This is a genomic window from Aeromonas sp. R2-3 (genome assembly GCF_040908375.1).
GTDB lineage: Bacteria > Pseudomonadota > Gammaproteobacteria > Enterobacterales > Aeromonadaceae > Aeromonas > Aeromonas veronii.
On the sequence record NZ_JBFODP010000032.1, the window covers coordinates 259,004 to 281,324 of the forward strand.

The window sequence follows — 22,321 nt, forward strand, 5'->3', positions numbered from 1 at the left end:
CTTATTTCAGGGCATGACCCAGTGATTGCAGATAGGCCACCAGCGCATCCAGCTCGGTTTTGCCCTTGACGGCTTCGCCAGCACCCTGAATATCAGCGTCGGTATAGGGCACACCGAAGTGATCGCGGAACAGCGCCAGCTTCTTGGCCGTCATCTCACCGGTCAGCACATTGGTATCAAGCCAGGGGTAGGCGGGCATGTTGGATTCCGGTACCACATCGCGCGGGTTGATCAGGTGAACCTTGTGCCACTCGTCGGAGTAGCGGCCACCGACACGGGCCAAGTCCGGACCAGTACGCTTGGAGCCCCACAGGAAGGGGTGCTCCCAGACGCTCTCACCGGCGACCGAGTAGTGACCGTAACGCTCGGTTTCGGCACGGAACGGACGGATCATCTGGCTGTGGCAGTTGGTGCAGCCTTCGCGAATGAAGATGTCGCGTCCTTCCATCTGCAGAGCGGTGTAGGGCTTGAGGCCCTCCACCGGCTCGGTGGTTTGCTTTTGGAAGAACAGCGGAGTGATTTCAACCAGGCCCCCCAGACTGATGGCGAAGATGATGCCGACCACCAGCATGGGAACGCTTTTTTCAAATATTTCGTGACGGTTATTGTTGCTCATGGGTTGACCTCTTCAATCATGCTGGCTGGGCGACAGGTTCCAGAGAACCTTTGGGCGCAGTGATGGTGCGATAGGCGTTGTAAGCCATCAGCAACATGCCGGTGACGAAGAAGCAGCCACCCAGGAAGCGCACGAAATAGAAGGGATAGGATGCCTGCAACGCTTCAACGAAGCTGTAGGTCAGGGTGCCGTCTTCGTTGACTGCACGCCACATCAGGCCCTGCATCACGCCGGAAATCCACATGGCAACGATGTAGAGCACGGTGCCCACGGTCGCCAGCCAGAAGTGAACGTTGATCAGCTTGACGCTGTACATCCGGCCCTGGCCGAACAAGTTCGGGATCAGGTGATAGACCGCACCGATGGAGACCATGGCAACCCAGCCCAGCGCACCGGAGTGCACGTGACCGACGGTCCAGTCGGTGTAGTGGGAGAGGGCGTTGACGGTTTTGATCGCCATCATCGGGCCTTCGAAGGTCGACATGCCGTAGAAAGAGAGGGAGACGATCAGGAAGCGCAGGATGGGGTCATAACGCAGTTTGTGCCAGGCACCGGAGAGGGTCATGATGCCGTTGATCATACCGCCCCATGAGGGGACGAACAGGATCAGGGACATCACCATGCCCAGTGACTGAGCCCAGTCAGGCAGTGCGGTGTAGTGCAGGTGGTGCGGACCGGCCCAGATATAGAGGGAGATCAGCGCCCAGAAGTGGACGATGGAGAGGCGATAGGAGTAAACCGGGCGACCGGCCTGCTTGGGCACGAAGTAGTACATCATCCCCAGGAAGCCAGCGGTCAGCAGGAAGCCTACCGCGTTGTGGCCATACCACCACTGCACCATGGCGTCCATGGCGCCGGAGTACATGGAGTAGGACTTCATGCCGGAGAGCGGCACTTCCATGTTGTTGACAATGTGCAGCACCGCAACGGTGATGATGAAGGCGCCGAAGAACCAGTTGGCCACATAGATGTGGGAGGTGGTGCGCTTCATCAGGGTGCCGAAGAAGACGATGGCATAGGCGACCCATACCACAGTGATGGCGATATCAATCGGCCACTCCAGCTCGGCATACTCTTTGGCGGAGGTGTAACCCAGCGGCAGAGAGATGGCGGCAGAGAGGATGATTGCTTGCCAGCCCCAGAAGACGAAGGTTGCCAGCGGGCCACCAAACAGTCTGGTTTGACAGGTGCGCTGCACCACGTAAAACGAGGTGGCCATCAGTGCACTGACGCCGAAGGCGAAGATCACTGCGTTGGTATGGAGGGGCCGCAGACGACTGTAAGTCAGCCACGGGGTCTCGAAGTTGAGGGCAGGCCAGATCAACTGGGCTGCGATCAGTACGCCAACCGACATGCCGACAATTCCCCAGACAATCGTCATGACGGTAAACTGGCGAACAACGGTGTAGTTGTACTCAGGATGGTTAGTTGTATGGCTCATCGTTATATTCCGCTTCCGATGCTGCTGTTGTTTGGTTTTGTATCCGGAGGACCGGACTGGCTTCATCAGCCACCGCCGACCAGTTGTTAACATCTGTTAACGAAAGGAAAAGCAAAAGATGGCTAAATGAAAACTGCATGGGAATGATACTGAAGTGACAGGTAAAATAACAGTATAAACAGTGATATATTTGGCTCCGTCCGGTCTCGATATGGCAGTTTTTTTACCTTGTTCGAGATCACAAAAAACTATTTTAATTGCATCTTAATCGGGCTGTTTTTGATGAAAGAGAGACTTACCGCACGTAAAGTTTTGCACCTCGTACTGGTATTGGCGCTGTTATTGGCGCTGATGGCCTATCGCACCTGGTTTTCGGCCGATAACAGCGTCTCTGCTGACCAGAAAAAAGATCAGATTTGTGATCTTTCCCACACCCCTTGCAGCGCGCTGATTGGTGACAAGCCACTGACGGTCGCCATCAAGGAATTACCGCTGCGCGCTGAACATGACTTTGCCATCGCTATTACCGGCGGCGATCCGGCCATCAAACCGGTGAAAGCGACACTCGAAGGCAAAGATATGTTTATGGGCACCATTCCGGTGAGCTTTGAAGAAATAGACGGACAGTGGCAGGGGGTGACACAGGTGGGGAGCTGTACATCACCCGTCATGATCTGGTTGTTAAATATCGAGTGGAGTAATGGTCAACGCCAGCAATTGGCGCTTTCCGTTGCCCGGGAATAACGGCGCAAGAGGTGGGGAGTGGAAAAAATATTTGAAATTTCCCGGCCAGGCGTTACCTTCCCCAAACCATCAGGGAGTGAAGTTCATTTAATCATGATTGAAAAACAACCGTTTTATCGCACCCTCAACCAGCAGGCCAAGGCGCTGCTGGAGGGGGAAACCGATCTGATTGCCAATCTGGCCAACCTCTCCGCACTGCTTAATCAGGAGCTGGAGGAGATCAACTGGGTCGGTTTTTATCTGTTGCAGGGCGAGACCCTGGTATTGGGGCCATTTCAGGGCAAACCGGCCTGCGTGCGGATCCCGGTCGGCCGCGGGGTGTGTGGTACGGCAGTGGCAGAGGGGAGAACCCAGCTCATTGACGATGTCCACCAGTTCGACGGTCACATCGCTTGCGATGGCGCGAGCAACTCGGAAATCGTGATCCCGGTGCGCCGTGGTGGCGAGATCATCGGGGTGCTCGATATCGACAGTCCGATTTTTAACCGTTTCGACCAGCAAGACCGGATTGGCCTCGAAGAAACGGTGCAAATTTTGGAAAGCATGCTCTAAGTCATTGCTAGATGGTTCGCAAAAGGCCCCAAGCTCTCTATAATGGGGCCTTTGTTGTGCTCGGGACGTGCCCGTGCGTTTATATGAAAGCCAAGGTTATACATGGAAAACACTGAGAAGCTGAAGAACAGTAAAGAGATCGTTGCCTACCTGGTCGAGAAATTCCCGGCCTGCTTCGTTGCTGAAGGAGAGGCCAAGCCGCTCAAGATTGGCATCTTCCAGGATTTGGCCGAGCGTCTTGCTGACGATGCCAGAGTCTCCAAGACCATGCTGCGTTCCGCACTGCGTCAATACACCTCCAGCTGGCGCTACCTGCACGGTCTCAAAGCTGGCCAGGCTCGCGTTGATCTGGATGGCAACCCGGGCGAGCTGCTGACCGAAGAGCACATCGAGCACGCCAAGCAAGCTCTGAAAGAGAGCAAAGAGCGCGTATTCGCCAGCCGTCGTACCAATACCAAAGAGAAGGATGAGAAGGCCAAGAAGCCCCGTCGTCCTGCTGTGCGCAAAACCGAGAAGGCTGATGTAGCTGCCAAGCCAAAAGCTGCCGCCAAGGCACCGGTCGCTGACGCTCCGCTGGTTAAAGTGGATGCCGCTACGCTGAAAGTGGGCCAGGATGTGCGCGTCGTTATGGGTAAATTCCCGGTTCCGGCAACCATCAAGGAAGTAACCAAGGACGATGTACAGGTCCAACTGCAGACCGGCATGATGGTGCGGGTCAAATCAGAGCACTTGGTTCTCTAAGGAGACAAATGTTGAAGCATGGCGTAATTCGTTTTTCCCTCGTTGCCTGTAGCCTGGCGCTTGCCGGGCTTGCACAGGCCATCGAGCCGGTGCTCAAGGAGAGTGATTTGCCTGTGTTGGCTCAAGAGAGCCAACATGCTACGGCCAGCAAGCGAATTACCAATCTGTTTACCCGCTCGCACTACAAACAGTTCAAGCTGGACGATGCCTTTTCCTCCGTGATTTTCGATAAATATCTGGAGAATCTGGACTACAGCCGCAACCTGTTTTTGGCCTCTGATATCAGCCGTTTTGAAAAGTACCGTAACGGTTTTGACACCGACCTCGAAAGAGGCCGTCTGGCTCCCGCCTACGAGATGTTCAACCTGAGTCAGCAGCGGCGTTATGAGCGGTTCGAATACGCCCTCAAACTGCTTGATACTCCTTTCGATTTTACCCAGACCGACAACTATGTGTTTGATCGGGAAGGGGCGGCTTGGCCCAAAGATGAAGCAGAGCTCAACGAGCTGTGGCGTCAGCGGGTCAAGTTCGATGCCCTGAGTCTCAAGCTCAGCGGCAAGGAGTGGCCCGAGATCAAGGAGCTGCTTGGCAAGCGTTACAACAACGCTATCAAGCGGATGTCCCAGACCGAGAGCGAAGATGTCTTCCAGCTCTTCATGAACTCCTTCGCTCGCGCCATCGAACCGCACACCAGTTACCTCTCACCGCGCAGTGCCGATCGTTTCAACACCGAGATGAACCTCTCGCTGGAGGGGATTGGTGCCGTGTTGCAGGCGGAAGATGACTTTACCGTCATCCGTTCTCTGGTGCCTGGTGGCCCGGCAGCCAAATCCAACCACCTCAAACCCGATGACAAGATCACCGGGGTGGGGCAGGAAGATGGCAAGATTGTCGATGTGATCGGCTGGCGTCTTGATGACGTGGTCGAGCTCATCAAGGGGCCCAAGGGGAGCAAGGTCAAGCTGGAGATCCAGCGCGGCAAGGGCGCAACTGCCAAGACCGAGCAGATCGAGCTGACCCGCGACAAGGTGCGCCTTGAAGACCGGGCGGCCAAGTCCAAGGTGATTAACGCCGAAGGCAAGAAGATTGGCGTCATCGAGATCCCGAGTTTCTACGTCAATCTGCATGACGACGTGATCAAGGAGCTCTCCAGCCTGAACAAGAAGAAGATCGATGGTCTGATCATCGATCTGCGCGGTAACGGCGGCGGCGCCCTGACCGAAGCTTCTGCCCTCAGCGGTCTCTTCTTTGCCAGCGGTCCCGTGGTGCAAATTCGTGATCACATGGGCCGTATCACGGTCAATGGCGATGACGATGGCAACGTCTACTACGGCGGCCCGATGTCGGTGATGATCGACCGCTACAGTGCCTCGGCCTCCGAGATCTTCGCTGCCGCCATGCAGGATTATGGCCGTGCGTTGATTCTGGGTGAAAACTCGTTTGGCAAGGGGACGGTGCAGCAGCATCGCAGCCTAGCCAAGGTCTATGACTTCTACGAGCAGCCGCTGGGTCACGTGCAGTACACCATCGCCAAGTTCTACCGGATCGACGGTGGCAGCACCCAGAACAAGGGCGTTGCGCCGGATATCAGCTTCCCGACACCGGTTGCTCCGGAAGAGACGGGCGAAAGCCGTGAGTTCAATGCGTTGCCGTGGGACAAGATTGCCTCCGCCAACTACGAGAAACTCGGCAACTTCGCCAGCGTACTGCCCAAGTTGCAGGCGGCGCACGATGCCCGGATCGCCAAGGATCCCGAGTTTGCCTATGTGATGCAGGACATCGCCGACTACAAGGAGGAGAAAGACAAGAAGTCGGTCTCCCTCAACGAGGCGGAGCGTGTTGCAGAGCAGGCGAAACAGGATGAGAAAGCGCTCAAACGTACCAACGAGCGTCTGGCACGTCTTGGCAAGCCGGCGGTGAAGAGTCTGGATGAGCTGCCCGCTGATTTTGAAGCGCCCGATGAGTATCTCATCGAAGCGGCCAATATCACGGCGGATCTGGTCAAGGTCAGCAAACGCAGCTGACAAGGCGACCTCCAATGCACAAGGGCGACTGCGGTCGCCCTTTCTTTTTGTCTGGCGTATCTGACGTAATGCAAATTGTTTGACCCCGCCAGTTGGTTGTGACAGCCTCTTTCTCGCCTTTAACAAGCGTGGAAGCAGACAATAATGACCGATCACTCCCAGGCCATGACGGCCAAATATCGCCAGGATTATCAGGCGCCGCTCTACTGGATCGACACCATCGACCTCGATTTCCAACTGCAGGAGCCGCTGACCCAGGTCACCGCCATCACCCGTATTCGTCGCAACGGCGAGCACAATGCGCCGCTCGTCCTCGATGGTGAACAGCTGACTCTCAAGAGCGTTGCCATTGATGGCATTCCCTGTGACCACTACGAGCAAGGCGAGAGCAGTCTGACCCTGTTCAACCTGCCGGCCGAATGTGTGCTGACCATTGTCACCCTGCTGGATCCGGCCGCCAACACCGCGCTGGAAGGGCTTTACAAGTCTGGCGATGCCTACTGTACCCAGTGTGAAGCGGAGGGCTTTCGCCGCATTACCTATTATCTGGACCGCCCCGACATTCTGGCGCGCTACAGCACCCGCATTACCGCCGACAAGTCCCAGTTCCCCTTCCTGCTCTCCAATGGCAACAAGGTCGACAGTGGTGATCTGGATGGCGGCCGTCACTTCGTGCAGTGGCAGGATCCTTTCCCCAAACCCAGCTACCTATTTGCGCTGGTGGCCGGTGATTTCGATGTGGAGCGCAGCCACTACACCACCAAGAGCGGTCGCAAGGTGGCCCTCGAGATCTTCGTCGACAAGGGCAACCTCGATCGCGCCGGTTTTGCCATGGAGAGCCTCATCAACTCCATGCGCTGGGACGAGCAGCGTTTTGGCCTCGAGTATGATCTCGACATCTACATGATCGTCGCAGTGGACTTCTTCAACATGGGCGCCATGGAGAACAAGGGGCTCAACATCTTCAACTCCAAGTTCGTGCTGGCCAATCCGGCCACCGCCACTGACAGCGACTACCACGGTATCGAACGGGTGATCGGTCACGAATATTTTCACAACTGGACCGGTAACCGAGTCACCTGTCGAGACTGGTTCCAGCTCAGCCTGAAAGAGGGGCTGACGGTATTCCGGGATCAGGAGTTCTCCTCCGACCTGGGCTCCCGTGGCGTCAACCGCATCAACAACGTGCGTACCGTCCGCGGCCCGCAGTTTGCCGAAGATGCCGGCCCCATGGCACACCCGATCCGCCCGGATGTGGTGATCGAGATGAACAACTTCTACACCCTGACCGTTTATGAAAAAGGGTCGGAAGTGATCCGCATGATGCACACCCTGCTGGGGGAAGATGCCTTCCAGGCCGGTATGCGTCTCTACTTCGATCGTCACGACGGCTCGGCCGCCACCTGCGACGATTTTGTGCAGGCGATGGAGGATGCTTCCGGTGTCGATCTTGGCCGTTTCCGCCGCTGGTACAGCCAGTCAGGCACCCCCGAGCTGACCGTGACCGACGAGTACGATGCCGCCAGCGGTGTTTACCGTCTGCATGTGAGCCAGCACACCCCGCCGACTCAGGATCAGCCGCAAAAGCTGCCGCTGCATATCCCCCTCGATATCGAACTCTATGACGAGCAGGGTGCCGTCATTGCGCTGCAATATCAGGGCAAGGCCATCGGCAACGTGCTCGACGTGCTGGAAGCGGAGCAGACCTTCGAATTCGATCGGGTGCCGGTCAAGCCGGTTCCCTCCCTGCTGCGGGACTTCTCTGCGCCGGTCAAGCTGCACTATGACTACAGCGACGAAGCGCTCGCCTTTCTGATGCGCTTTGCCCGCAACGAGTTTGCCCGCTGGGATGCGGCCCAGATGCTGATCAACAAAGCGGTCATCGACGGGGTGGCGCGGGTCCAGCACGGGCAGGGGGTTGAGCTCTCCCAAACCCTGTTGGCCGCCTTCGTCGCTATTCTGGACGACAGCGATCTCGATTTGGCCCTCAAGGCGGAGATCCTCGCGCTGCCCGGTGAAGCGACCCTGGCCGAGCTGTTCGAGGTGGCCGATATCGATGCCATCCATCAGGTGCGCGACGCGATCCACACCCGTCTTGCCGAGGCCTTTGGTGCGCGCTTGGCGGCGACCTATCAGAGTCTGCGTCTGAACGGTTATCAGGTGGTGCACGCTGATATGGCCAAGCGTGCCCTCAAAGGGGTAGTGCTCGGCTATCTGGCGGCGCTGGATGCGGAGCATGCCGATGCGCTGGTGCGCGAGCAGTATGCAACTGCCGACAACATGACCGACACCTTGGCGGCACTGCAGGTAGCCAACGGCTATCTGTTGCCATGCCGCGCCGCGCTGCTGGCCGATTTCGAGGGCAAGTGGGCCAAGGATGGACTGGTGCTGGACAACTGGCTGCGGCTGATTGGCAGCAAACCGGCTGCCGATGTGCTGAGTGAAGTGAAACAGGCGATGAGTCACCCCACTTTCAGCATTCGCAACCCGAACCGGCTGCGGGCGCTGATCGGCAGTTTCGCCATGAGCAATCAGGTGCAGTTCCATGCGGTGGATGGCAGCGGTTACCGCTTCCTGACCGATCTGCTGATCGAGCTCAACGAGGTCAATCCGCAGGTGGCCTCCCGCCTCATTACCCCGCTTATCCAGTTCAAGCGACTGGATGAAACACGCAAGGCCCTGATCCGCGCCGAGCTGACCCGTCTTGCCAACCTTGAGGGGCTGGCACGGGATCTGTTCGAGAAGGTCAGCAAGGCGCTGCAGCAGTAAGTGTCGACGGGGCAGGGGCGTGAATGCGCCTGCCCCCATTGTGTGATTTGTCGTGTGATCAGGAGCAAGCGTGAAGCAGTTTACTTTTCGGCTCTCATTGAGCAGTGACGAGGTGATGCTGATGTATCAGGGCCATGCCAGACGGCTGGTGGTGCGCAGCGAACAGGGATTGACCCTGGAGCTTGGCATAGAAAAAATACGGCCCTTTGTCGCCATCAATGGTGTGCATGGCTATTTTCGGCTGAAAACCCAGGACGATTACCGCTTTATCAGCCTCGAACGCATAAATTAACAAAAATCGAACAGATTACCGACTGTTTATCTGCTTTGCGTCACTATCTATCCGGTAAACTGGCACAAAGGTAGTGGGAATTTCTGTATTTTTGGTTATTTGCAAAATTTCTCACAGTTTAAGCCGTGATCTGCACCTTGTTTTTAACATCTCGTTAGCACCTTTCCTCGCCTTCCCTTATCCAAGCCATTACACTTCGCAACAACTCTGCACCAGCGGGTAACCAGGGTGGTTGCCTCTGCGTCGGTGGTTAATGTCGTCCGATAAGGAATATAAAAATGGCATTGAAAGACGCCCCTACCTCAGTTCTGCTCGAAAACGTTCTCAGCTTGATCCATCAGAAGTTGCCCAAAAACAGCGCCTCTCTGGTCGAGCGCTTCGTTGCCAAGTTCTACGGCAACATGGCGAGCTCCGATCTGCACGACCGCAATGACAGCGATCTCTATGGCGCGGCCCTGAGCCTGTGGAATGCCCTCAATCAGCGCAGCGGTATCGATCCCTACATCCGGGTCTACAATCCCGAGCTGACCCGTCACGGCTGGCAATCGCCCCATACCATCGTCGAGGTGATCCTGCAGGACTCCCCCTTCCTGGTGGACTCCATCCGGATGGCGCTTAAACGGCTCAATATCACCGCCCACATGATGCTGCACCAACCGCTGCACCTCATTCGTGGAGCGGATGGCAAGATTGACGCCATTCTGGAGCTCGACAACACCGACGGGCAGACCTCGGTTGAAACAGCATTCCTTATCGAGATCGATCACCTCACCAGCGAGGAGCAGATGGCCGCGCTGGCTACCGAGCTCAACTCGGTGGCCGGGGAAGTGGCGCTGGCAGTCGGCGACTGGCAGCCCATGCTGGCCAAGCTCAATGAGATCATTGACGAACTGCCCAAGCGCAAGCACCCGGTCAGCAAGGAGGAGGTGGCCTCCTGCGTTGCCTTCCTCAAATGGGTGGCTGCCCACAACTTCACCCTGATGGGCTATCGCCGTTACGACGTCAAGGCTGTGGAGGGGGATCACGAGATCCTGCCGCAGGCGAGCTCCAGCCTGGGGCTGATGAAAAACTCCATCAAGGAGGTGGGTCAGCGCCTTGGCAACATGCCAGCCAGCGCCCGTCACGCCGCCCTGAGTTCTGACCTGCTGATCCTCACCAAATCCAACAGCAAGTCCCGGGTGCACCGTCCGGCCTATGTGGATTACATCGGCATTAAGCGCTTTGACGAGCATGGCAAGGTGATCGGGGAAGATCGCTTCATCGGTCTCTACGCATCTTCCATCTACAACACCAGCGCGACCCAGATCCCGCTCATCAGCCATCGTCTCGAGCGCATCATGGCCGCCTCCGGTCACGAGAAGGGCTCACACGCCTACAAGGCGCTGCTGAACGTGCTGGAAACCTATCCCCGTGACGAGCTGATCCAGGCCCGTGAAGAGGAGCTGCTGGCTACCGGCCTTGGGGTGCTGGAGATGCAGGAGCGGGACATGCTACGGCTGTTCGTGCGCCGCGATGTGTACGGCCGTTTCTTCTCCTGCATGGTCTATGTCACCAAGGAGCGCTACAACACGGCGCTGCGGATCAAAACCCAGCAAATTTTGCAGAAATATTTTGGCAGCAACGAAGAGGTGGAATTCAACGTCTACTTCACCGAAGGCGTGCTGGCGCGGACCCACTACATAGTGCGGGTCAACAACAACAACGTGGATGTGGATGTGAACGAAGTACAGAACAACCTGATTGAAGCGGCCCGCAGCTGGGACGACAGACTCGACTCCGTGCTGCTTTCCCATTATGGCGAGGCCCGTGGTAACGAGCTGCGCCGCCGTTTCAGCACCGCCTTCCCCCGTGCTTACAAGGAAGATGTGCTGCCGGGCTCGGCCGTGGCCGACATCATGGCGCTCGATAACCTGAGCGAAGCCGAGCCACTCGGCATGCTGTTCTACCGCGCGCAGGAGGAGGAGAACGACCGTCGGGTACGGCTCAAGCTGTTCCACCGCACCGAACCCATTCACCTCTCCGATGTGTTGCCGATGCTGGAGAACATGGGACTGCGGGTGATCGGCGAGACCCCGTACCAGGTTCGTACTCCAGGGGGCGATCTGTTCTGGATCCTCGACTTCTCCATGCTGCTGCATGGCGAGCAGCCCTTTGATCTGGCCCAGAGCCAGCAGCGCTTCCAGCAGGCGTTTGCCGCCATCTGGAACAAGCAGCTGGAAGATGACGGCTTCAACCGGCTGGTATTGGGGGCGGGACTTACCGGCCGTCAGGTGTCGGTGCTGCGCGCCTATGCCAAATACATGCGCCAGACCGGCGTCTCCTTCAGCCAGTCCTATATCGAAGAGACCCTGACCCGTTACCCTGATATCGCCCAGCTGCTGTTTACCCTGTTCGAGCAGCGCCTCGACCCGGCTGGCAAGCAGGATGCCAAAGCAGAAGCCAAGTTGCACGAGGAGCTTGCCGCCAAGCTGGATCAGGTGGCCAACCTGGACGACGATCGCATCATTCGCCGCTATGTGGAGATGATCGACGCCACCCTGCGCACCAACTACTACCAGCTGGACAAGGCGGGCAACATCAAGCCCTACATCTCCTTCAAACTGGCTCCCTCCAGCATCACCGACATGCCGCTGCCGCTGCCGAAATTCGAGATCTTCGTCTATTCGCCGCGGGTGGAAGGGGTGCATCTGCGCTGGGGCAAGGTCGCTCGTGGCGGTCTGCGCTGGTCCGATCGCAAGGAGGACTTCCGTACCGAAGTGCTGGGTCTGGTGAAAGCCCAGCAGGTGAAGAACACCGTCATCGTGCCGGTGGGGGCCAAGGGCGGCTTCTACTGCAAACAGATGCCGGTGGGGGCAACCCGCGCCGTCATTCAGGAGGAGGGCAAGGCCTGTTATCGTCTGTTTATTCGCGGTCTGCTCGATGTGACTGACAACATCATCGGCGGCGAGGTGATCCCGCCGACATCCGTGGTGCGTCACGACGAGGATGACTACTACCTGGTGGTCGCCGCCGACAAGGGCACGGCGACCTTCTCCGACATCGCCAACGAAATAAGCCTCGAATACGGCCACTGGCTCGGCGATGCGTTCGCCTCCGGCGGCTCGGTCGGTTACGACCACAAGAAGATGGGCATCACCGCCCGTGGTGCCTGGGAGTCGGTCAAGCGGCATTTTCGTGAAATTGGCGTCAACTGCCAGACCACCGATTTTACCTGCGTCGGGATTGGGGACATGGCGGGGGACGTGTTCGGCAACGGCATGCTGCTCTCCGAGCACACCCGGCTGGTGGGTGCGTTCAACCACATGCACATCTTCGTTGACCCGACCCCGGATGCGGCCAAGAGCTTTGTCGAGCGCCAGCGTCTGTTCGATTTGCCGGGCTCCAGCTGGGATGACTACAACCGCGAGCTGATATCACAAGGGGGCGGCATCTTCCTGCGCTCGGCCAAGTCCATCAAGCTGAGCCCGGAAATGCAGACCCTGCTCGGCACCGACAAGACCAGCATGGCGCCGAACGAGCTGATCAAGTCACTGCTTTGCCTCAATGTCGACCTTCTGTGGAACGGCGGCATCGGCACCTACGTGAAGAGCGCTCGCGAGAGCGATGGGGAAGTGGGCGATCGCAGCAATGACGCATTGCGGGTCAATGGTCGCGATTTGCGGGCCCGCATCGTGGGCGAGGGGGGGAACCTCGGCTTCACCCAGCTCGGTCGGGTGGAGTACGCCAGTCAGGGCGGTCGCATCAACACCGATTTTACCGACAACGTGGGCGGGGTGGATTGCTCCGATAACGAGGTGAACATCAAGATCCTGCTCAACCAATTGGTGGCGGCAGGGGATCTGACCCTCAAGCAGCGTAACCAGATGCTGTATGAGATGACCGACGACGTGGCGCAGATCGTGATCACCAACGCCTATCGCCAGTCCCAGTCCATATCGGTCACCAGCTTCCGCGGCTCTGAACAACTGAAAGAGCAGCAGCGCTTTATTCAGGGGCTGGAGCGGGAAGGCAAGCTCGACCGTGCGTTGGAGTTCCTGCCATCCGATGAGGAGCTTTCCGAGCGGATGGCGGCAGGGCAGGGACTGACCCGCCCCGAACTGGCGGTGCTGGTGGCTTACGGCAAGATGGTGCTGAAAGAGCAGCTGAACTGCCCGGAAGTGACCGACGAGCCCTTCCTCGCCAACATGCTGGTCACCAGCTTCCCGGCCAAGGTGCAGCAGCAGTTTGGTGCCCAGCTGGCCGATCACCCGCTACGCGGCGAGATCATCGCTACCCGTGTGGCCAACATGTTGGTCAATGACATGGGGCTCAACTTCGCCAGCCGGATGAAGGACGAGACCGGTGCCTCGGTCGCCGAAGTGGCCTGCTGCTTTGCCATGGCTCGCGAAGTGTTTGGTATGAACCAGCTGTGGCGTGATATCGAAGGGTGCGACAACCTGGTTGATGCCCAGACTCAGCTCGAGCTGATGTTCTACAGCCGCCGCATTGTGCGCCGAGCCACCCGCTGGTTCCTGCGTGCCCGCAATCGCAGCTGGAGTATCAGCGAGAACATCGTCTTCTTCCGTCCGGCGTTCGAGACCTTAGGGAAGCACCTCTACGAGGTGATGGATGAGAGCGAAGTGGCCGAGCATCGTCAGGCTGTTGCCAAGTGGATGGAGAAACAGGTGCCGGAGGCCATTGCCCGTCAGGTCGCCCATATGAGCAGCCTCTTCTCCAGCCTGGATCTGGCGCAGATTGCCGCGGAGCACAAGACCGATATCCTGCGCGCCGCCAATGTTTACTATCGCCTCGGAGCCAAACTGGATCTGCACTGGTTCCTCGACCAGATTAACCATCAGCCGGTCGGCAACCACTGGCAGGCGATGGCGCGTGCCTCTTTCCGCGAAGATCTTGACTGGCAGCAACGCAGTCTCACTTCTGTGGTACTGGAAGGGTGCAAAGATCAGGGAGAATGCGCTACCATACTGGCCGACTGGATTTCGGAGCATGAGCAACTCTTGTCCCGTTGGACCCACATGTTGGCCGACTTCAAGACCACCAGTACCCACGAGTTCGCCAAGTTCTCGGTGGCCTTGCGTGAGTTGAACCTGCTCCAGTTGAATTGTCGGGCACTTTAATTGCCAGATTAAGGCATGACACCGACATTACACCCAAAGCCCCGGCCAGTTGCCGGGGCTTTCTTTAAGGAGCAAAGATGTTGTACCCCATCGCCAGGCATTTCCTGTTCAAGCTCAATCCGGAACAGGCTCACGATCTCTCCATGAAATATTTGCCCCGCCTTCTCGGTACGCCACTCGATTGTTTCTTCCGCCAGAATTTGCCGAAACGCCCCGTCACTGTCATGGGGCTTTCTTTTGCCAATCCGGTGGGATTGGCGGCCGGTCTGGATAAAGATGGTGAGTGCATTGACGCGCTGGGCGCCATGGGATTTGGCTTTATCGAAGTTGGTACCGTCACCCCCAGACCCCAGAGCGGCAATTACAAGCCGCGCCTGTTCCGGATTATTCCGGCAGAGGGGATCATCAACCGGATGGGATTCAACAACAAGGGGGTTGATCATCTGGTGGCCAAGGTAAAAGAGGCCAAATATCAGGGGGTCATCGGCATTAATATCGGCAAAAACAAAGACACTCCCATCGAACAGGGCAAGGATGATTACCTGATCTGCATGGACAAGGTTTATGATCATGCCGGTTATATTGCCGTCAATATCTCTTCCCCCAACACCCCGGGTTTGCGTTCGCTGCAATATGGCGAGGCGCTGGATGAATTGCTGGCAGCCCTCAAGGTGCGTCAGCAAGAGCTGGCCGCCCAATATAAAAAGTATGTGCCGCTGGCGGTTAAAATTGCCCCGGATTTAAGCCTTGAAGAAATAGATCAGGTGGCCGCTTCGTTGGTACGGAATGGTATTGATGGGGTTATTGCCACCAATACCACCCTCGAGCGCGAGATGATTTATGACATGCCCCACGCCGGTGAAGCGGGTGGCCTGAGTGGTCGTCCGCTGCAGCATAAGAGTACCGAGGTGATCCGTCATCTGGCCAAGGCGCTCAATGGTGCTCTGCCAATTATCGGGGTGGGTGGTATTGATAGTGCCATGGCCGCCCGTGAAAAATTGGCCGCCGGTGCCAGTCTGGTACAAATTTATAGCGGCTTTATTTATAAAGGGCCGGGGTTGGTCAAAGAGATTGTGACCAATATTTAAGAAATAGATGGCGGAGCCCTTTATTTGACGTTGCTGATTTCCTGCATATGGAATAAAGTCAACTGGTAATTATCAAGTAAGGGCTCCAACATGTTTATCCAACCGACCGATAGCTGGCAATGGCACTATGATGCCCAGAGTGACCGTCTGATGTTGGACCTGTCTGATAACATGTTATTTGCGACCGAGTATAAAGGGCGGCAATTGGTGCCCAGCTCGTTTACGACCCAACCTTTTTGTGTCGATGATGCCGCCCTCTATTATCAGTTGATGGATAAAGCAGCCGAACTTGAGTGGAGTATTCCGCATCAGGTTCAGTTGGTGCTTAATGCCATCGCGGTCAGTCGTTTTTATAAACCTTTGATGCCGCAAAGCTGGTTTTTTAGTGAACAGCATCCGCAAGTGATCCCGCAAAACGGTGATCTGGTCCTGATGAATACACCCCATGGTAACGGCGAATTTATGGTCATTGAGGCAGGGGATCAGGCCAGCGTCTGTTTGAACCTCACAGCCGATCTGGTATTGACCACCAGTAAAACTCTGCCACGTTTCGGGGTGATCAAGGTGATGAATAACCGGATGAAACCGCGTATTACCGTGACCGAGCAATATCGTCAGGTCAGTTGATATATTTTCATCAATTGTTTTATCTCTGTGATTACACGGTTGCCTGTTTTTACTGTGGTCATCTCAATAGCGCCTCGTTTCTGATACTTCATTGATCCGCGAACATCTTGCCCATTCTCATTGATCTTCATGGTTGTGATCCAGCCTATCTTGAGGCTTATTACACTCACTTGCACCTTGTGTTCTGACCCACGCAGTATCTTGGCTTTCCGTGCTGCAAGCATGGCGTCTCATTCTTGTTTCGTTCTGCTTGCGTAGTGCCTCCACCTCAGTATCAACACATCACTCACTGAAGCGATTTGCTTCATACGACATTTTATGCTTGAAACGAGAGCTATTCTCACTTACATTTTGTTATAACATAACAAAATGGGGTTGCCATGAAGCCTCATATTCACCCGGATTATCGTTTGGTGCTGTTCCATGACACGGCGGCAGATGCCTTTTTCCTGGTCGGTTCAACCATCAAGAGGGATCGCCGCTATACGTGGCAAGACGGGAAGGAGTATCCCTATGTGTCGCTCGATGTTTCCAGTCAGTCGCACTCGTTTTATACCGGCAAGCAGAAGCAGGTTTCTAGTGAGGGGAGTGTGGCCCGTTTCAACAAGCGCTTTGGCGCATTTTCAAGCAAGAAGGAGTCCTGAATGCAGGTTGTCTGTTCACTCAAATCCGCACGGGCGCGTCATCCCGATTGTCAGTTGGTACGCCGCCGCGGCAAATTGTTCGTGATTTGCAAAAGCAATCCCCGTTTCAAGGCTCGTATGAAGTGATCCGCTAAATGATGTTTGGCCTCATGATCTCGCCATCGGGTAGTCATGGGGTCTTTTACCTTTATCGCCCCCTATCAATCTGTTTCCATCCTGCTGTTTGCGCCGACTTTTGCATGCTCCAGCCCGCCTGATGAGGTATAATGCGGCACTATTTTTATGGGTTCCCCGTGAGCGTGATGAAAGAATTTTTTGCAACCTGCCCCAAGGGGCTGGAAAACCTGTTGGCCGATGAGCTGACCACCCTGGGCGCAGAGCAGGTCCGTGAGACCGTGGCTGGCGTCCACTTCAAAGGCGAACTGGCGATTGGCTATAAGGCCTGCCTGTGGAGCCGTTTTGCCTCCCGCATCGTGCTGGTGCTCTCCGAATTCCAGATGAACGACGATCTGGATCTCTATCTGGGCGCCCACACCATTCCCTGGGAAGAGCACTTCTCCGGTACCTCTACCATCGCGGTGGACTTTACCGGTACCAACCCCGCCATTCGCAATACCCAATATGGCGCGCTGAAGATCAAGGATGCCATCGTCGACCGCTTCACCAAGCGCGGTCACGTGCGTCCTGACGTGGACAAGAAGTCGCCGGATATTCGCATCATGGCGCACCTGGGCAAGGGCAAGGCCAATATCACGCTGGACTTGTCAGGCCCGGCGTTGCACCAGCGTTTCTATCGTCAAGGCACCGGTGAAGCACCCCTCAAAGAGAACCTGGCCTGCGCCATGATTGCCCGTAGTGGCTGGGCCGGTGAGCCCATGATGGACCCTATGTGCGGTTCCGGTACCTTGCTGATTGAAGCGGCCTTTATCGCCGCCGACATGGCGCCTGCGCTGCGCCGCGAGCGCTTCGGTTTCGATCGCTGGCTGCAGCACGATAGCGAGCTGTGGCAGAGCCTGATGATGGAAGCGCAAGTGCGTGCCAAACGCGGCATGCAACGTTGCGAAGTGAAGCTGTTTGGCTGTGATGCCGACCAGCGCGTGCTGCTCAAAGCTCGCGACAATGCCAAAGCGGCCGGTGTGGCCCATCTCATCACCTTCAAGCAGGCCGATGTCACCAAGCTGGAAAACCCGCTGCCGATGCCTGCCCCTGTTGAAGGGGAAGCAGGTCAAGGGGAGGCCCGCCAGGTCGGCATGCTTATCTCCAACCCGCCTTATGGCGAGCGTCTTGGCGAGTTCCCGGCCCTGCTGGAAGTGCATCAGGCGCTGGGCGATGCTCTGCGTCGCAGCTTCCAGGGTTGGAAAGTCTCCATTCTTTCTGCATCGCCCGAGCTGCTTAGCTGTCTGCGCCTGCGCGCCGACAAGCAATATCGCCTGTTCAACGGCGCCCTCGAGTGTCAGCTGCGCAATTATCAAATCGCACTGGACTCCGTGGCTTCCCAAAAAGAGGTGGCACAGGACTTTGCCAACCGTCTGCGCAAGAATCTGAAAACCCTCGAGAAGTGGGCCAACAAAGAGGGCATCGATTGCTATCGCATCTACGATGCCGACTTGCCGGAATACAACGCCGCCATCGACCGCTATCAGGACTATCTGGTGGTGCAGGAGTATGCCGCACCCAAAGACATTCCCGCTCAGAAGACTCGTCAGCGTCTGCTCGACATGGTTCAGGCCGCCATCAAGGTGACCGGCATGGATGGCGAGAAGGTGATCCTGAAGGTGCGTGAGCGTCAGGAAGGCAAGCAGCAGTATCAGAAGCTCTCCGAAGAGCAGCACCGGATGGAAGTGCAGGAGTACGGTGCCCGCCTGTGGGTCAACCTCTACGACTATCTGGATACCGGCCTATTCCTCGACCATCGTCAGACTCGCCGCATGCTGGGTCAGATGGCGAAGGGCAAGCGCTTCCTGAACCTGTTTGCCTATACCGGCAGTGCCACCGTGCACGCAGGTCTTGGCGGTGCCAGCGAAACCACCACAGTGGACATGTCCCACACCTACCTGAACTGGGCGCAGGACAACATGCGTCTCAACTCGCTGGTGGGCCGTCAGCACAAGTTTGTCCAGGCTGACTGCCTGAAGTGGTTGTCTGAAGCTGATGATCAGTACGACCTCATCTTCATCGATCCGCCCACCTTCTCCAACTCCAAGCGGATGGACGAGAGCTTCGACGTACAGCGCGATCACCTGCTGCTGATGCAGCACCTGAAGCGTCTGCTGGCGGCCGATGGCACTCTGGTCTTCTCCAACAACAAGCGTCACTTCAAGATGGATCTTGCCGGTCTCGAGGCCACTGGTCTCAAGGCCCAGAACATCACCCAGAAGACGCGACCGAAGGATTTCGAGCGCAACCAGCACATCCACAACTGCTGGATCATCACCCATGCGCCGGAGCAAGGCGAGGCGTGATGCTGACCCTGTTTCATACCGACGGTTGCCACCTGTGCGAGCAGGCCTGGGCGCTGGTGGAGGAGGCAGGTCTTGCCGCCGCCACCTGCCAGTGCGACATCATGGACGATGAGCAGTGGTTGGCAGCCTATCGGGTGCGCATTCCGGTGCTGCGTGACGAAGCAGGCCGCGAGCTCGGTTGGCCCTTCACGCTGGCCGAGCTCAAAAGCTGGGCCGCCTGTCAGGGGTGAGAGTGATTTGACGATAAAACGGGGGCAGACCCAGTCTGCTGCCCGTTTTTTTCATATGAAATAAGGAACATACATGGCTCTTTTAACATTGCACGGCGCATGTCTGTCGTTCAGTGATTTCCCGCTGCTCGACAATGCCGAATTGACCATCGAGCGGGGCGAGCGCCTCTGTCTGGTTGGCCGCAACGGGGCGGGCAAGTCCACCCTGATGAAGGTCATTGCCAGCGAATTGCCGCTGGACGACGGGCGTCTGGTGTTGCAACAAGATTTGAAAGTGACCCGCCTTGAGCAGGATCCTCCTGCTTCCAGCGAGCTGACGGTGTTTGACTATGCCGCCGAAGGGCTGGCAGGGGTGGGGGAACTGCTCAAGCAGTACCACCACATCTCCATGGAGCTGGCGAGCGATCCGTCAGACGCCAACATTCGCAAGATGAGCGAGTTGCAAGAGCAGCTCGATTATCAGAACGGCTGGCAGTTCGAGACCCGTATCAGTCAGGTGTTGACCCTGCTGGGGCTGGATCCCGATGTGACCCTCGACAGCCTCTCCGGTGGCTGGCTGCGCAAAGTGGCGCTGGCTCGCGCGCTGGCTTGCGATCCCGACTTGCTGCTGCTCGATGAGCCGACCAACCACCTGGATATCGAAGCCATCAACTGGCTGGAAGATTTCCTCAAGGATTTTCGCGGCGCTATCGTCTTTATCTCTCACGATCGGGAGTTCATCCACAAGCTGGCGACCCGGATCATCGATCTCGATCGCGGCGCCATCACCTCCTGGCCTGGTAACTACGACGAGTATCTGCAGGGGAAAGAGGAGTGGCTGCGGGTCGAAGAGCTGAAAAATGCAGAGTTCGACCGCAAGTTGGCGCAGGAAGAGGTGTGGGTGCGTCAGGGTATCAAGGCTCGCCGTACCCGTAACGAAGGCCGGGTGCGTGCCCTTGAGGCGATGCGGATGGAGCGCTCCCAGCGTCGCGAGTTGCAGGGCAAGGCCAAGCTGCAACTGGACGAGGTCAATCGCTCCGGCAAGCTGGTGTTCGAGACCGAAGGGCTGGGGCTGGACTTTGGCGATCGCACCCTGTTCAAGGGGCTCGATCTGCAAGTGCTGCGTGGCGACAAGATTGCGCTGGTCGGCCCCAATGGCTGCGGCAAATCGACCCTGATCAAGCTGTTGCTGGGGCAGCTTGAGCCGACCCGTGGCACCGTCAAGGGGGGCACCAATCTGGAGGTGGCCTACTTCGATCAGTACCGCGAGCAGCTCGATCCCGAGCAGACCGTGGTGGACAACGTCGGGGAGGGCAAGCAGGAGGTGATGGTGCGTGGCCGCTCCCGTCATATCCTCGGTTACCTGCAGGACTTCCTGTTCGAGCCCAAGCGGGCCCGTACGCCGGTCAAGGCGCTCTCCGGTGGCGAGAAGAACCGGCTGCTGCTGGCCAAGCTGTTCCTCAAGCCGAGCAACCTGCTGATCCTCGATGAACCGACCAACGATCTGGATGTGGAAACCCTGGAGCTGCTGGAAGAGCTGCTTTCCGACTACCCCGGCACCCTGCTGCTGGTCAGTCACGATCGTCGCTTCATCGACAACACAGTGACCGGCTGCTGGCTGTTTGAAGGGGATGGCCGCATCAGCGATTACGTGGGTGGTTACGCCGACATGATGGCGACCCGCGAACAGCAGAACGCTCAACAACAGGCTAAGAGTGCACCGGTCAAGGCGCCCGAGCCGGTCGTTGCCGCCTTGCCAGAAGCGCCGAAGAAAAGCAAGAAGCTCTCCTACAAGCTGCAGCTTGAACTGGAGGGGTTGCCTGCTCGTCTTGAGCAGCTGGAAGCCGAGCTGGATGCGCTGCAAAGCGAGATCAATCAGCCCGGGTTCTTCTCGCTGCCGGCAGATAAAACCCAGCCGAAACTCGATGCGCTCAATGCCGCTGAAGCTGCGCTGGAGCAGGCATTTGCTCGCTGGGAAGAGCTGGAAGGACTCAAAAATCAGGAGTAAGTTCCCTGTAATTAAAACTTAATCCAGTTCAGTGCCTTGTGTCACATAGCCCGGTTAGGGTGGAAGTTTTTGTTTGACCGAGTGCGCTCGCAGGAGTAAAGATGAAAGCGGCCGATGCAGAATTGGTCGCTTTTTTTGTTCCACGAAGAGGGTCGTAGATGATGAAGAGACAGAAGCGGGACCGTCTGGAAAGAGCTCGTGCTCGTGGTTATCAGGCTGGCGTGGTCGGCAAACAGAAAGAAGCGTGTCCGTATCAATGCCTGGATGCCCGAGGGCATTGGCTTGGTGGTTGGCGTGACGCCATGGAAGGGCGGGGCTCAGGCCTCTTCATGAAGTAGCAGGTACTTCATCACTCATTACAAAAGGAAAGGGGCCGTTGTGGCCCCTTTGCGTTAATGCTGTTTTACCACCAATCAGAGAGATCAGAATGCGGTGGTATCTTTGAACAGGCCCACTTTCAGGTCGGTGGCGCTGTAGATCGGACGGCCGTCAACTTCGACCACACCATCAGCAATCCCCATCACCAGCTTGCGGTTGATGACGCGCTTGAAGGTGATTTTGTAGGTCACTTTCTTGGCAGTCGGCAGGATCTGGCCGGTGAATTTCACTTCACCCACGCCCAGAGCACGACCCTTGCCGGGGCCACCTTTCCAGCCCAGGAAGAAGCCAACCAGCTGCCACATGGCGTCCAGACCGAGACAGCCAGGCATCACAGGATCACCCGGGAAGTGGCAATCGAAGAACCAGAGATCCGGAGTAATGTCGAGCTCAGCCAGGATCTCGCCCTTGCCGTGTTCGCCGCCGTTGTCATTGATCTTGACGATGCGATCCATCATCAACATGTTGGGGGCAGGCAGCTGACTGTTACCCTCACCAAACAGTTCGCCACGGCTGCAAGCCAGCAGCTCTTCACGGGTAAAAGAGTTCTTGCCCTGTTCGCACAGGGAAAGGCGGGCTTCCATGGTGGTATTGTCTACGGTCACGCGG

At 57.1% G+C, this 22,321-nt stretch carries 19 protein-coding genes; 15 read left to right on the plus strand and 4 right to left on the minus strand.

Annotated features, from left to right (window positions below):
* Position 1: 1 nt before the first annotated feature.
* On the minus strand, positions 2-616 hold the full coding sequence (ccoO, locus tag AB5Z02_RS18830) for a cytochrome-c oxidase, cbb3-type subunit II (RefSeq protein WP_005336618.1): 615 nt from the start codon (positions 614-616) through the stop codon (positions 2-4).
* Between the two features lie 16 nt (positions 617-632).
* Entirely contained in the window at positions 633-2,057 is a 1,425-nt protein-coding gene (ccoN, locus tag AB5Z02_RS18835) for a cytochrome-c oxidase, cbb3-type subunit I (protein ID WP_005336616.1), read from the minus strand.
* 282 nt (positions 2,058-2,339) lie between these two features.
* On the opposite strand from ccoN, the gene AB5Z02_RS18840 reads away from it, so the two are divergent.
* The 9 genes from AB5Z02_RS18840 to AB5Z02_RS18880 all read left to right on the plus strand — a co-directional run bounded on the left by AB5Z02_RS18840 (position 2,340) and on the right by AB5Z02_RS18880 (position 16,011).
* A complete protein-coding gene (locus AB5Z02_RS18840; RefSeq protein WP_005351925.1) occupies positions 2,340-2,801 on the plus strand; it encodes a hypothetical protein in 462 nt (153 codons plus the stop codon).
* A 93-nt stretch (positions 2,802-2,894) separates the two neighbouring features.
* Positions 2,895-3,353 carry a GAF domain-containing protein gene (locus AB5Z02_RS18845; RefSeq protein WP_005336610.1) on the plus strand — a complete coding sequence of 153 codons (459 nt, stop codon included), beginning with the start codon at positions 2,895-2,897 and terminating at the stop codon, positions 3,351-3,353.
* A gap of 102 nt (positions 3,354-3,455) precedes the next feature.
* Entirely contained in the window at positions 3,456-4,094 is a 639-nt protein-coding gene (gene proQ / locus AB5Z02_RS18850; RefSeq protein WP_005351923.1) for an RNA chaperone ProQ, read from the plus strand.
* 8 nt (positions 4,095-4,102) lie between these two features.
* Positions 4,103-6,118: a carboxy terminal-processing peptidase gene (gene prc, locus AB5Z02_RS18855; protein WP_139441338.1), complete on the plus strand. Its 2,016-nt coding sequence runs from the start codon at positions 4,103-4,105 to the stop codon at positions 6,116-6,118.
* Positions 6,119-6,262: 144 nt separating this feature from the next.
* Positions 6,263-8,887: an aminopeptidase N gene (gene pepN / locus AB5Z02_RS18860; protein ID WP_236292771.1), complete on the plus strand. Its 2,625-nt coding sequence runs from the start codon at positions 6,263-6,265 to the stop codon at positions 8,885-8,887.
* Between the two features lie 70 nt (positions 8,888-8,957).
* Complete coding sequence (locus AB5Z02_RS18865; protein ID WP_033136823.1) at positions 8,958-9,179, plus strand: DUF2835 domain-containing protein; 222 nt, start codon at positions 8,958-8,960, stop codon at positions 9,177-9,179.
* A gap of 278 nt (positions 9,180-9,457) precedes the next feature.
* Positions 9,458-14,296 carry an NAD-glutamate dehydrogenase gene (locus AB5Z02_RS18870; RefSeq protein ID WP_368216664.1) on the plus strand — a complete coding sequence of 1,613 codons (4,839 nt, stop codon included), beginning with the start codon at positions 9,458-9,460 and terminating at the stop codon, positions 14,294-14,296.
* A gap of 77 nt (positions 14,297-14,373) precedes the next feature.
* Entirely contained in the window at positions 14,374-15,384 is a 1,011-nt protein-coding gene (gene pyrD, locus AB5Z02_RS18875; protein WP_368216665.1) for a quinone-dependent dihydroorotate dehydrogenase, read from the plus strand.
* Positions 15,385-15,474: 90 nt separating this feature from the next.
* Complete coding sequence (locus AB5Z02_RS18880) at positions 15,475-16,011, plus strand: cell division protein ZapC (RefSeq protein WP_005336600.1); 537 nt, start codon at positions 15,475-15,477, stop codon at positions 16,009-16,011.
* On the opposite strand, the gene AB5Z02_RS18885 is transcribed toward AB5Z02_RS18880, so the two are convergent.
* Positions 15,999-16,142 (minus strand): hypothetical protein, encoded by a 144-nt coding sequence (locus AB5Z02_RS18885; protein WP_368216666.1) that lies wholly within the window; start codon positions 16,140-16,142, stop codon positions 15,999-16,001. The genes AB5Z02_RS18880 and AB5Z02_RS18885 overlap by 13 nt on opposite strands.
* Before the next feature lie 249 nt (positions 16,143-16,391).
* Between AB5Z02_RS18885 and AB5Z02_RS18890 the strand changes: the two genes are divergently transcribed.
* From AB5Z02_RS18890 to rmf, 6 genes are all read left to right on the plus strand, one after another.
* A complete protein-coding gene (locus AB5Z02_RS18890) occupies positions 16,392-16,655 on the plus strand; it encodes a type B 50S ribosomal protein L31 (RefSeq protein ID WP_368216667.1) in 264 nt (87 codons plus the stop codon).
* The gene (gene ykgO / locus AB5Z02_RS18895; RefSeq protein WP_005336596.1) at positions 16,656-16,781 is read left to right on the plus strand and encodes a type B 50S ribosomal protein L36; all 126 of its coding nucleotides are present in this window, start codon (positions 16,656-16,658) and stop codon (positions 16,779-16,781) included.
* Between the two features lie 140 nt (positions 16,782-16,921).
* The gene (gene rlmKL / locus AB5Z02_RS18900; protein WP_236292778.1) at positions 16,922-19,117 is read left to right on the plus strand and encodes a bifunctional 23S rRNA (guanine(2069)-N(7))-methyltransferase RlmK/23S rRNA (guanine(2445)-N(2))-methyltransferase RlmL; all 2,196 of its coding nucleotides are present in this window, start codon (positions 16,922-16,924) and stop codon (positions 19,115-19,117) included.
* Positions 19,117-19,347: a glutaredoxin family protein gene (locus AB5Z02_RS18905; RefSeq protein ID WP_139734863.1), complete on the plus strand. Its 231-nt coding sequence runs from the start codon at positions 19,117-19,119 to the stop codon at positions 19,345-19,347. The genes rlmKL and AB5Z02_RS18905 overlap by 1 nt, the downstream gene beginning before the upstream one ends.
* 73 nt (positions 19,348-19,420) lie before the next feature.
* Complete coding sequence (locus AB5Z02_RS18910) at positions 19,421-21,334, plus strand: ABC transporter ATP-binding protein (protein ID WP_368216668.1); 1,914 nt, start codon at positions 19,421-19,423, stop codon at positions 21,332-21,334.
* Positions 21,335-21,495: 161 nt separating this feature from the next.
* A complete protein-coding gene (gene rmf / locus AB5Z02_RS18915) occupies positions 21,496-21,672 on the plus strand; it encodes a ribosome modulation factor (protein WP_010674759.1) in 177 nt (58 codons plus the stop codon).
* An 84-nt stretch (positions 21,673-21,756) separates the two neighbouring features.
* Here rmf and fabA read toward each other — a convergent pair whose 3' ends face one another.
* A complete protein-coding gene (gene fabA / locus AB5Z02_RS18920) occupies positions 21,757-22,296 on the minus strand; it encodes a 3-hydroxyacyl-[acyl-carrier-protein] dehydratase FabA (RefSeq protein ID WP_196783564.1) in 540 nt (179 codons plus the stop codon).
* Between the last annotated feature and the right edge of the window lie 25 nt (positions 22,297-22,321).

What these genes read in the sequence shown, in the direction of transcription:
- ccoO (WP_005336618.1), bottom strand. Translation starts at nt 616, where the DNA reads ATGAGCAACAATAACCGTCACGAAATATTTGAAAAAAGCGTTCCCATG.
- ccoN (WP_005336616.1), bottom strand. Translation starts at nt 2,057, where the DNA reads ATGAGCCATACAACTAACCATCCTGAGTACAACTACACCGTTGTTCGC.
- AB5Z02_RS18840 (WP_005351925.1), top strand. Translation starts at nt 2,340, where the DNA reads ATGAAAGAGAGACTTACCGCACGTAAAGTTTTGCACCTCGTACTGGTA.
- AB5Z02_RS18845 (WP_005336610.1), top strand. Translation starts at nt 2,895, where the DNA reads ATGATTGAAAAACAACCGTTTTATCGCACCCTCAACCAGCAGGCCAAG.
- proQ (WP_005351923.1), top strand. Translation starts at nt 3,456, where the DNA reads ATGGAAAACACTGAGAAGCTGAAGAACAGTAAAGAGATCGTTGCCTAC.
- prc (WP_139441338.1), top strand. Translation starts at nt 4,103, where the DNA reads ATGTTGAAGCATGGCGTAATTCGTTTTTCCCTCGTTGCCTGTAGCCTG.
- pepN (WP_236292771.1), top strand. Translation starts at nt 6,263, where the DNA reads ATGACCGATCACTCCCAGGCCATGACGGCCAAATATCGCCAGGATTAT.
- AB5Z02_RS18870 (WP_368216664.1), top strand. Translation starts at nt 9,458, where the DNA reads ATGGCATTGAAAGACGCCCCTACCTCAGTTCTGCTCGAAAACGTTCTC.
- pyrD (WP_368216665.1), top strand. Translation starts at nt 14,374, where the DNA reads ATGTTGTACCCCATCGCCAGGCATTTCCTGTTCAAGCTCAATCCGGAA.
- AB5Z02_RS18880 (WP_005336600.1), top strand. Translation starts at nt 15,475, where the DNA reads ATGTTTATCCAACCGACCGATAGCTGGCAATGGCACTATGATGCCCAG.
- AB5Z02_RS18885 (WP_368216666.1), bottom strand. Translation starts at nt 16,142, where the DNA reads ATGAAGATCAATGAGAATGGGCAAGATGTTCGCGGATCAATGAAGTAT.
- AB5Z02_RS18890 (WP_368216667.1), top strand. Translation starts at nt 16,392, where the DNA reads ATGAAGCCTCATATTCACCCGGATTATCGTTTGGTGCTGTTCCATGAC.
- ykgO (WP_005336596.1), top strand. Translation starts at nt 16,656, where the DNA reads ATGCAGGTTGTCTGTTCACTCAAATCCGCACGGGCGCGTCATCCCGAT.
- rlmKL (WP_236292778.1), top strand. Translation starts at nt 16,922, where the DNA reads ATGCGGCACTATTTTTATGGGTTCCCCGTGAGCGTGATGAAAGAATTT.
- AB5Z02_RS18905 (WP_139734863.1), top strand. Translation starts at nt 19,117, where the DNA reads ATGCTGACCCTGTTTCATACCGACGGTTGCCACCTGTGCGAGCAGGCC.
- AB5Z02_RS18910 (WP_368216668.1), top strand. Translation starts at nt 19,421, where the DNA reads ATGGCTCTTTTAACATTGCACGGCGCATGTCTGTCGTTCAGTGATTTC.
- rmf (WP_010674759.1), top strand. Translation starts at nt 21,496, where the DNA reads ATGAAGAGACAGAAGCGGGACCGTCTGGAAAGAGCTCGTGCTCGTGGT.
- fabA (WP_196783564.1), bottom strand. Translation starts at nt 22,296, where the DNA reads ATGGAAGCCCGCCTTTCCCTGTGCGAACAGGGCAAGAACTCTTTTACC.